A 9,088-nucleotide genomic window follows, 5' to 3' on the forward strand; every position below is an offset into this window, starting at 1 on the left:
CACCGGCGGCTCCGACCTGGTCGTTCCCGCCGCGGCCGGCCATCCGGACGCGGCGGTGACCTTCATCGAGGAGCTGACGGGGGACGCCTGGCAGAAGAAGCTCGCGGTGGCCATGAGCTACGTGCCCAACCGGACCACGCTCGCGTCGGCCGTGGCGGGCGACCCGGGTGCCTCGGCGATGGCCGTCGGTGCCGCGAACGGGCATGCGACGCCGAACACCCCGGGGTGGGCGGCGGTGGAGGCCGAGAACCCGGTCAAGGACTACATGACCGCCGTCCTGACCGGCGGTGACGCCGCCGAGGAGGCGGCCAGGGCCTCCGCGGACATCACCCGCGCCATGAACGCCGGTTCCTGATCCGGCACCATCCGTCCCCGTCACCGAGAGGAGGCCCGCCGTGCCGGCTGTCCGCGAACGGACCGCGCCACGCGTCCACCGTCCCCCGGGATCACCGCCGAGGCGTCGGCCCGGACGGCCCTCGCACACCTTCTGGCCGTACGCCCTGATCGCCCCCGCGATCGGCGGGATGCTCTACCTGCTCGTCTACCCGCTGGTGCGGGCCGTGGTGATCTCCCTGCAGGACTTCCGGCTCCGCCAGCTGATCAGCGGGGACGCCGAGTTCGTGGGGCTGCGGAACTACCGGACTCTGCTGTCCGATCCCCGCTTCTGGGAGGTGACCGGCCGCACCTTCGTGTTCATGGCGGTCAACGTCGTACTGATCATGGTCATCTCGACCCTGGTCGCCTTGATGACGGAGCGCCTGCGCCGGGCCGGCCGGACGGTCGTCCTCTGCTCGCTGGTGCTCGCCTGGGCCATGCCGGTGGTCGCGGCGACGACCGTCTTCCAGTGGCTGTTCCACTCCGAGTTCGGCATCGTCAACCAGCTGCTCACGGCGCTCGGCTTCGAGTCCTTCGACCGCTACCCGTGGTTCGCGAACGGTACGGCGTCCTTCACGATCCTGGTCCTGCTGATCGTCTGGCAGTCCGTGCCGTTCGCGGCGGTCACCCTCTACTCAGCCCTGACCACGGTCCCCACCGAGCTGTACGAGTCCGCCCGCCTGGACGGCGCCTCCGGCTCCCGGATCTTCCGCTCGGTCACCTTCCCGATGCTGCGGCCGATCTTCATGCTGGTCCTCTCGCTGGAGGTGATCTGGACCTTCAAGGCGTTCGTCCAGATCTGGGTGATGACCCGCGGCGGCCCCGGTGACGCCACCACCATCCTGCCCGTGTACGCGGTCCAGACTGCGCTCTCCAGCCAGCGCTACGACCTGGGCTCCGCCGCGTCGATGATCACCGTGATCCTGATGTCCGGGGTGCTGGTCCTCTACTTCCGCCAGATGCTCCGTCAGGAGGACGACCCGCGATGACACTGCTACGCCCCCGACTGCGGCGGATACCGCTGAACGCCGCCGCCGTCGTGACCGTCGTGGTCTGCCTGTTCCCGGTGTACTGGATGATCTCCACCGCGTTCAAGCCGTCCCGGGACATCCAGTCCGCCGAGCCCCGTCCCGTGCCCTACAGCTGGACGCTGGACCACTTCCGCAGGGCCGTACAGGCGGACGGCTTCGAACTGTTCTGGCGCAACAGCATCCTGGTCACGCTGGGTGCCGTGCTGCTCTCCCTCGTCGTGGCGCTCGGTGCCTCGTACGCCGTGGCGCGCCTGCGGTGGAAGGGCCGGCGGCAGTTCATGCTTCTGGTGTTCGTGGCCCAGATGGCCCCCTGGGAATCGCTGATCATCCCGATCTACATCATCTCGCGCGACACGGACATGCTGGACCGGCTGCCGACCCTGACCCTCGTCTACTTCATGATCACGCTGCCGTTCACGATCGTGGTCCTGAGGGGCTTCCTGGCGACGATCCCACCCGAACTCGAGGAAGCCGCCCAGGTCGACGGCTGCACCCGCACCGGTGCGTTCACGCGGGTGGCACTGCCGCTGCTCGCCCCGGGCCTGATGGCGACCTCGCTGTTCGGATTCATCACCGCCTGGAACGAGTTCGCCTACGCCAACTTCCTGATCATCAAGCAGCAGGACAACCGCACCCTGCCGGTCTGGCTCTCCTCGTTCCAGAACACCTTCGGCACGGACTGGGGCGCCACCATGGCCGCCTCGACGCTCTTCGCCCTGCCCGCACTCGTGATCTTCCTGCTGCTCCAGCGCCATGTGACCTCCGGCTTCGCGGCCGGCGCGGTCAAGGGCTGAGCCCGCCGGGCGCCCCCCGCGATCCCGCGCACGCGCACCGCCCGACCACCCGAACCCGGAGGCCCTCCGTGCCCGCATCACGCCCCGAGCTCTCCCTCGTCCCCCTGCCCCGCAAGATCTCACCGCGTCCGGGCCGATTCACGCTCGGCCAGGACACCTCCGTACGCGCCCTGCCGGGTGCGGAGGCGGCAGCGGACCTGCTGCGCGCGCTCCTCGGCCCGACGACCGGCCTGCCCCTGCCACCCTCCGCCGAGGGCCGTGTCGTCCTGGCACTCGACCCGCAGCTCGGCGGGCTCGGCGACGAGGGCTACGGCCTCACCGTCGGACCGGAGGCCCTGCTGCTGCGGGCCGCCCGGCCCGACGGGCTGCTCCGGGGCGTCCAGACGATCAGGCAGCTGCTGCCGCCCGAGGCGCTGTCGGGTGGCGCGCGCGGCATGTCCTGGGAACTGCCCTGCGTCGAGATCAGCGACGTACCGCAGTACCCGTGGCGCGGCGCGATGCTCGACGTCGCCCGGCACTTCCAGCCCGTCTCCTACCTGCGCCGCTACGTGGACCTGATGGCGCTGCACAAGCTCAACGTCCTCCATCTGCACCTCACGGACGACCAGGGCTGGCGCATGCCGGTCGATGCCTTCCCCCGGCTGACCTCGGTGGGCGGGCACCGGGCCCAGTCCCTGTCCGACGGCGTGCCGCACACGGGGACGTACACCAAGGCCGAGCTGCGTGACCTGGTCCGTCACGCGCGGGAACGCGGGGTGACCGTCGTACCGGAGATCGAGATGCCCGGTCATGTGCGCGCGGCCCTCGCGGCCTACCCGTCACTGGGGAACCACCCGGAGCGCCGGCTGGACGTCTGGACCAGGTGGGGCGTCTGCGACACCGTGCTCGGCGTCCATGACGAGGTTTTCGACTTCTGCCGGACCGTGCTGGAGGAGGTCATGGACGTCTTTCCCTCCCCGTACATCCACATCGGCGGCGAGGAGTGCCCCACCGGCGAATGGGAGAACAGCCCGGCGGCCCGGGAGCGTGCGGCGGCCGAGGGACTCTCCGGTCCGGGCGAACTGCACGGGTGGTTCATGGGCCGGATCGGCTCGTTCCTGGTGGAGCACGGCCGCCGGCCCACCGGCTGGGCCGAGAGCGGCAGCGAACTGCCCCCCGAATTCACGGTGATGACCTGGCGTGATCCTGGGCATGCGCTCACGGCGGCCCGGCGGGGACACCAGGTGGTGACCGCGCACCACCGCGCCACCTACCTCGACTACGCCCAGTCCACGGACCCGGACGAACCCCCCGCCCAGCAAGGCGCCCCCGTCCCCCTGCACGCGGTCCACGCCAACGAACCGGTGCCGCAGGACTGGGAGGCCGAGGAGGCGTCCCGTGTCCTGGGCACCCAGGCGCAGCTGTGGACCGAGTACGTGACGACGCCGGAGCGCATCGAGTACCTCGCCTACCCGCGGCTGTGCGCCCTGGCGGACCGCGCCTGGTCCGGCGGGCGCGGCGACTGGGCCGGCTTCGTCGAGCGGCTGCGCGACCACACCGCCCGGCTGGACGCCCTCGGCGTCCGCTACCGGCCCCTCACCACGCGGTCCCTGGCGACCGCGTCCACAGGTACAGCGCACCCCCCTCGGTAACTCATCCCCCACCGTTCCGGAGAGGAACATCGTCATGAGGACATTCCGCAGGAGCCGTATCCGCGCGGCGGCGGCCGCCGCCGTCACCCTGGCCCTGGGCTGCACCGCCCTCGCCGCCCTGCCCTCGACCGCCGGTGCCGCGGCGGCCGGCGGGCTCGTCGTCCAGTACCGGACGAGCGCGTCCGGGGCGACGGCCGACCAGAGCGAGCCGTGGCTGAAGGTTCGCAACACCGGGAGCGCGAGCGTGCCGCTCTCCGACGTCAAGGTGCGGTACTACTTCAAGGGTGATTCGGCGTCGGCGGCCTACCGGTTCGCCTGTTCCTGGGCGGTGAAGGGCTGCGCGAACATCACCGGGACCTTCAAGACCCTGCCGAACCCGACCGCCACCGCCGACCGGTACCTGGAGATCGCCTTCACCTCGGGCGCGGGTTCCCTGGCTCCCGGCGCGGACACCGGGGACATGCAGCTGCGCTTCCACCGCGCGGACTGGCAGCCGCTGGGACAGAGCGACGACTACTCCTTCGGGGCCGAGCGGAGCACCTACGGCGACTGGTCCCGGATCACCGCCCAGCTCGGCGGTGTCACGGCCTGGGGCGAGGCGCCTGGGGGCGAAGACCCGACGGATCCGACGGATCCTCCCACCGACCCGCCGGCCGACGGGCCCACCCTGTTCGACGACTTCAACTACTCAGGTCACTCGGACCCGAAGATCGCGGCGAACGGCTGGAGCGTCCGCTCGAACTCCGGCGGCCCCGGCGTCCCGGGGGCCGTGTGGGCGCCCGAGAAGGTCACCTTCAGCAGCCAGAGCGGCAACTCCGTCATGAACTTGGAGACTTCGACCGCCGGCACGGGTGCCTCGACCGTGCAGACGGAAATCCTCACCCGCTCGTCGAAGTTCCGCAACGGCACCTACGCGGCCCGCGTGAAGTTCAGCGACGCCCCGAAGTCGGGTCCGGACGGCGACCACCTCGTGCAGACCTTCTTCACGATCAACGACCTGAAGGCGCCGATGGCGGACGACTACGCGGAGTACGACTTCGAGTACCTGCCCAACGGCGGCTGGGGCGAGCCGTCCAACATCCTCTACACGACGTCCTGGGAGACCTACCGGCCCGATCCGTGGGAGGCCGTGAACCAGCACAGCGAGGCGCGCCAGAGCTACGCCGGGTGGCACGACCTGGTGGTGACGATCGACAACAACGCCATCACCTACTACGTCGACGGACAGCCCTTCGGCACGCACGGGGCGGCCTACCTCCCGGAGCGGCCCATGTCGATCAACTTCAACCAGTGGCTGATCGATCTGGCCGGCCAGAGCAGCACCGCGCCGCGCTCGTACGACCAGCAGGTGGACTACGTCCTGCATGTGAAGGACCAGGTCCTGTCCCCCGCACAGGTCTCGGCTCTGGTGAGCGGCTACCGGGCGGCGGGCACGACGTTCCAGGACACCGTGCCGGCCGTCTGACCTGGCAGGTGTGAGCAGGGGCGGGGTGGAGGGCCGGACGGCCTCCACCCCGCTTCCGTGTGCCCGCAAATCCGGGGTGCCTCTTGACAGCCTCGCCACCCACCGGGCAATCTTCCGTTAGGCAGAAACTAACTTCCGCGATACGGAAGGAGCGCATGATGGGTTACTCGGACCAGCGCTTCGATGTGAACCTCTCGATCCTCTTCACCGAACTCCCGCTCCTGGAGCGCCCGGCGGCCGCCGCCGCAGCGGGCTTCACCGCGGTCGAGCTCTGGTGGCCCTGGACAGAGACCCCCACCCCCGCGCAGGCCGAGCTCGACGCCCTGAAGAAGGCGCTCGACGACGCGGGCACGCAACTGGTGGGGCTGAACTTCTACGCGGGCCTGCTGCCCGGGCCCGACCGCGGAGCGCTCTCGCTGCCCGGCGAGGAGTCGGACCGCTTCCGCTCCAACATCGACGTGGCGGCGGACTTCGCGGCCTCGGTCGGCTGCAAGGCGCTCAACGCGCTGTACGGCAACCGCGTCGAGGGCGTGGAGCCGGCCGTCCAGGACGAACTCGCCCTGGAGAACCTGGTCCTGGCAGCCCGTGCGGCCGACCGGATCGGGGCGACCCTCCTGATCGAGACCCTCAACGACACGGAGTCGCCGCTCTATCCGCTGGTCAGCGCACCGGCCGGCATCGAGGTCGTCGACCGGGTCAATGAGGCGACCGGCCTCGGCAACGCCACGTTCCTGCTGGACCTGTACCACCTGTCGATGAACGGCGAGGACCTCAGCCAGGTGATCAAGGCGTACGCCGCGAAGACCGGCCACGTCCAGATCGCCGACAACCCGGGGCGCGGCGCGCCCGGCACCGGCTCGCTCCCGCTGGAGCGGCTCCTCGACGAGCTGACCGAGGCCGGCTACGACGGCTGGGTCGGCCTGGAGTACAAGCCTGGCGACCGCCCGAGCGCCGAGTCGTTCGCATGGCTCCCCGCCGAGCACCGGCCGGCCCGCCGATAGCCCCGCCCCACGTACACACGCTTACCGGAAGGCACCCTCATGAGCAGCAACCTCCCCAAGGTCGCCTGGATCGGGCTCGGCATCATGGGCTCCCCCATGTCCGAGAACCTGGTGAAGGCCGGGTACCAGGTGACCGGTTACACCCTGGAGCAGGACAAGGTCGACCGGCTCGTCGCGGCGGGCGGCAAGGGTGCCGCCTCGATCGCGGACGCCGTCCGCGACGCCGATGTCGTCGTCACCATGGTCCCGGCGTCCCCGCAGGTCGAGGCCATCGCATACGGCCCCGACGGCATCCTGGAGAACGCCCGGCAGGGCGCCCTGCTGATCGACATGTCCTCGATCACGCCGCAGACCTCCGTGGACCTGGCATCGAGCGCGAAGGACAAGGGCATCCGCGTGCTGGACGCCCCCGTCTCCGGCGGTGAGGCCGGTGCGATCGAGGCCGTCCTGTCCATCATGGTCGGCGGCGAGCAGACCGACTTCGACGCCGCGAAGCCCCTCCTCGACGCGCTCGGCAGGACCATCGTGCTGTGCGGGCCGCACGGCTCGGGCCAGACGGTGAAGGCGGCCAACCAGCTGATCGTCGCGGTCAACATCCAGGCCTGCGCCGAGGCCGTCGTCTTCCTGGAGAAGTCCGGGGTCGACCTGGCCGCCGCGCTCGACGTGCTGAACGGCGGGCTCGCCGGTTCGACGGTCCTCACGCGCAAGAAGGACAACTTCCTCAAGCGGGACTTCGCTCCGGGCTTCCGGATCGACCTGCACCACAAGGACATGGGCATCGTCACGGACGCCGCCCGCAACGTCGGCGCGGCGCTGCCCGTCGGCGGGGTCGTGGCCCAGCTGGTCGCCTCGCTGCGCGCCCAGGGCGACGGCGGACTCGACCACTCGGCGCTGCTGCGCTCGGTCGAGCGGCTCTCCGGCTCCCAGGTCTGACACCCCGGCCCTCTCCAGGGCCCCCCGAACTCCGGGTCGCGGTGGCGCTGACACCTGTCCTGTCGCGCCCAGGCGCCGCCGCGACCCGGAACCCTATCCTCCAAATTCAACAAACTGTTGACGCAACGAACCCGGCGAATCTACGCTCCTGAAGCCGTCAGCAGCCCCGTACGGAAGGCCTCCATGTCCCAGCGTGTGCTCACGACCGAGTCAGGCGCCCCGGTCGCCGACAACCAGAACTCCGCCACGGCCGGCGCCGGCGGGCCGATCATCCTTCAGGACCAGCACCTGCTCGAGAAGCTCGCCCGCTTCAACCGTGAGCGCATCCCGGAGCGCGTCGTCCACGCCCGTGGCTCCGGCGCGTACGGCTACTTCGAGGTGACCGACGACGTCACCGGCTTCACCCGCGCCGACTTCCTCTCCGAAGTGGGCCGCCGCACCGAGACGTTCATCCGCTTCTCGACGGTCGCCGACTCCCTCGGCGGCGCCGACGCCGTCCGCGACCCCCGCGGCTTCGCTCTCAAGTTCTATACGAACGAGGGCAACTACGACCTCGTCGGCAACAACACCCCGGTGTTCTTCATCAAGGACCCGATCAAGTTCCCCGACTTCATCCACTCGCAGAAGCGCGACCCGTTCACGGGCCGTCAGGAGCCGGACAACGTCTGGGACTTCTGGGCCAACTCCCCCGAGTCGACGCACCAGATCACCTGGCTGATGGGCGACCGCGGCATCCCCGCCTCGTACCGTCACATGAACGGCTTCGGCTCGCACACCTACCAGTGGACGAACGCCGAGGGCGAGGCCTTCTTCGTGAAGTACCACTTCAAGACGAACCAGGGCGTGCGCTCGCTCTCCGCCGAGCAGGGCGCCGATCAGGTCGGCAAGGACGCCACCTCGCACCAGACGGACCTCCTCCAGGCCATCGAGCGTGGCGTCAACCCGTCCTGGACGCTGCACGTGCAGGTGATGCCGGCCGCCGAGGCCGCGGACTACCGTTTCAACCCGTTCGACGTCACGAAGGTGTGGCCGCACGCCGACTACCCGCTGCGGCGCGTAGGCCGCCTGGTGCTGGACCGCAACCCCGACAACGTGTTCGCCGAGGTGGAGCAGGCGGCCTTCTCGCCGAACAACTTCGTGCCCGGCATCGGTCCTTCCCCGGACAAGATGCTCCAGGGCCGGCTGTTCGCGTACGCCGACGCGCAGCGCTACCGGCTGGGCATCAACCACACCCAGCTGCCGGTCAACGCACCGAAGGCGGCCGAGGTGGACAACTACGGCCGCGACGGACTGCACGCGACCCGGTACGGCTCGCGCCAGGACAAGAACTACGAGCCCAACTCGTACGCCGGTCCCGCGCAGACCGGGCAGGCCCTCGCCGCCCCGGTCGCCGTGCACGGCTGGACGGGCACGCACGAGGCGCCCGCCCACACGAAGGACGACGACTTCTTCCAGGCGGGCGAGCTCTACCGGCTGATGTCGGCGGACGAGAAGAACCGCCTGATCGCCAACATCGCCGGAGGCCTCTCGCAGGTCACACGTGACGATGTCATCGAGAAGAACCTCGCCCACTTCCACGCCGCCGACGCCGACTACGGCAAGCGCGTGGAGGAGGCCGTCCGCGCACTGCGCGAGGACTGAGCCTCTTTCCCAGGGCCCTGCCCGTGCCGCACACCCGGATGAGGGGCAGCGCGGCACCGGCAAGGACGGGACCGCGGCGGCGGACGACGCCAGTGCGGTGGTGAAGGGCCGGGTGGCCCGGTTCCAGACCTGAAGGAACCTTCCGCCCCCCGCCCACGTCCGCCGTCGCGGTCACTGTGGAACAGAATGCGGGGGTGCGGTGCACGCCGGTCAGGCG

General features: G+C 70.2%; 8 protein-coding genes. All 8 read left to right on the forward strand.

Annotated elements, in window-relative coordinates:
• The coding region (locus tag ACFWFI_RS37345) for an extracellular solute-binding protein (RefSeq protein WP_387399339.1) at positions 1-355 on the forward strand (355 nt) is incomplete at its 5' end.
• Between the two features lie 40 nt (positions 356-395).
• Positions 396-1,364, forward strand: coding sequence for a carbohydrate ABC transporter permease (locus tag ACFWFI_RS37350; protein WP_387399341.1), 969 nt, complete (start codon positions 396-398; stop codon positions 1,362-1,364).
• A complete protein-coding gene (locus ACFWFI_RS37355; RefSeq protein ID WP_387399342.1) occupies positions 1,361-2,200 on the forward strand; it encodes a carbohydrate ABC transporter permease in 840 nt (279 codons plus the stop codon). Before ACFWFI_RS37350 ends, ACFWFI_RS37355 begins: the two co-directional genes overlap by 4 nt.
• Before the next feature lie 68 nt (positions 2,201-2,268).
• Entirely contained in the window at positions 2,269-3,831 is a 1,563-nt protein-coding gene (locus ACFWFI_RS37360; protein WP_387399344.1) for a beta-N-acetylhexosaminidase, read from the forward strand.
• Between the two features lie 34 nt (positions 3,832-3,865).
• The gene (locus ACFWFI_RS37365; protein WP_387399346.1) at positions 3,866-5,296 is read left to right on the forward strand and encodes a cellulose binding domain-containing protein; all 1,431 of its coding nucleotides are present in this window, start codon (positions 3,866-3,868) and stop codon (positions 5,294-5,296) included.
• A 158-nt stretch (positions 5,297-5,454) separates the two neighbouring features.
• Positions 5,455-6,297, forward strand: a complete 843-nt coding sequence (locus tag ACFWFI_RS37370) for a TIM barrel protein (RefSeq protein ID WP_387399353.1) — start codon at positions 5,455-5,457, stop codon at positions 6,295-6,297.
• Positions 6,298-6,336: 39 nt separating this feature from the next.
• Entirely contained in the window at positions 6,337-7,230 is an 894-nt protein-coding gene (locus tag ACFWFI_RS37375; protein WP_387399348.1) for a 2-hydroxy-3-oxopropionate reductase, read from the forward strand.
• A gap of 183 nt (positions 7,231-7,413) precedes the next feature.
• On the forward strand, positions 7,414-8,871 hold the full coding sequence (locus ACFWFI_RS37380) for a catalase (protein WP_387399350.1): 1,458 nt from the start codon (positions 7,414-7,416) through the stop codon (positions 8,869-8,871).
• Positions 8,872-9,088: the final 217 nt, after the last annotated feature.

The organism is Streptomyces sp. NPDC060209 (genome assembly GCF_042728155.1).
GTDB lineage: Bacteria > Actinomycetota > Actinomycetes > Streptomycetales > Streptomycetaceae > Streptomyces.